The 1,587-nt window shown below is 42.3% G+C and carries 2 pseudogenes; both read left to right on the forward strand.

Features of this window, described 5'->3' with window-relative positions:
- Positions 1–733, forward strand: a pseudogene (locus tag J7R05_RS07075) (hypothetical protein); the annotation flags it as partial.
- Positions 726–1,587, forward strand: a pseudogene (locus tag J7R05_RS07080) (hypothetical protein); the annotation flags it as partial. The pseudogenes J7R05_RS07075 and J7R05_RS07080, both read left to right, overlap by 8 nt.

Genomic DNA, 1,587 nt, shown 5'->3' on the forward strand with positions numbered 1-1,587 from the left:
CAATATGCGTTCAAGGCCTGAGCTTGGACATATGTTTGTCAAAGATGAAAATGGCAACCTACGTTCTGTACTTATTCCAGGAAGCGATGCAGAGCGTAAAAGAATAGATGAAGAGAACAAGAAAAAAGCAGAATTTGCAAACAGTTCTTTTAAAGCAGAACAGTTAATTGGAACGGTAAAAAAATTAAAGGAAAAATTGGATAAAAATCCTAGCGTTGTTGGTTTTTCGGGTTATTGGGAATCGCTCATACCAGGAACACCTGCTTCTCAATTTAAGTCTATGCTTAATGTTATTAAGGCAAACATTGCAATTGATAAATTGCAACAAATGAAACATTATTCTCCAAATGGAGCATCGGGCTTTGGGAACTTATCTAACGTTGAATTTATGGCACTGCAGAACTCTATAGCTGCTTTAGAGCAAGACCTTTCACCTGAGCAGATGAAAGAATCTTTCCAAACGATTATTGATACTTACGAGAAAGCCAATAAAGCAACGCGGATACTTCTTTTTAGTGAAGGAGAAGTATCACCTGAACTTGTTCAAAAACTTGTTCAAGAAGCATACGGACTTGAGGCTTATAAAAATCAAGATAAGGCACAGCAAATGCAAGATGAGCAGCAAAATCTGCCGTCATATGTGATGGATGATGAACAGTTTGATACATTACCAGAAGGTGATGTATTCCGTGATAGTGACGGTCGTATTAAAAGGAAACAAAGCAATGGCTGAGTTAAGACAACCCATTATGACGGAAAGGCCTCCTCTTATTCATCGTAAAAATACTGAAGTTCTTGGTCATATAGATGATTTTACTCCGGAACAACTCCGAGAACTTTTCTCGAAAAATAAGGGAAATAAAAGTGTTCCTATCGCAAACAATAATGGGACAACGACACAAAATAAAACAACGACACAAGAAGATAGCCCTAAAACGAGTATTAAGGAGGCTTTAGGATGGGGGACAGTTCACGGAGCGACTTTGGGCTATGATGATGAAATAGGGGCACTTTTTGCGAAAGAAAAATATGACGACGGGGTGAAAAGAAGGCGTGATTATCAAAAATTGTTGGCAAAAGAGCATCCTTATGCTTATTTCGCCGGTAATTTAGCTGGTGGTGTGGCAGCTCTAGTTCCTGCAATAGTTGGAGGCCCTGTTGTAGCGGGTGGTGCTGCTATTGGACGTGGTGCACTTGCTGCTATACGTGGTGCTCCTGCTGCTATGCGCGCTATGCCTTCAGCTGTACGCGCTGTTCCCGCTGCTATGCGTGCTGCTCCTGCTGCTGTTGGACGTGGTGCAGTTGCTACTGGACGTGCTATTCCCAGTGCTATACGTGGTGCTCCTACAGCAGCAAAAGCTGTAGGTAAAGCTGTAATGAGCCCTATAAATAAGGCAGCCACAAGAACTTCAGGTGCAGCTGCAGATTATGCAAGTAGAGCAGAGGCAAAAGCATTTCAATCTGCATTAGCGCAAGGTGCCACACGGGCAGAGGCGAAACTTGCAGGGGAAGCAGCGGCAAAAAAAGCAGTAGCAAAGTTTAATACAATACGCGCTGCAAAAATCGGTGGAATCTATGGAGCTATAG

The sequence above is a fragment of the Bartonella capreoli genome (assembly GCF_902813205.1).
Classification (GTDB): domain Bacteria; phylum Pseudomonadota; class Alphaproteobacteria; order Rhizobiales; family Rhizobiaceae; genus Bartonella; species Bartonella schoenbuchensis.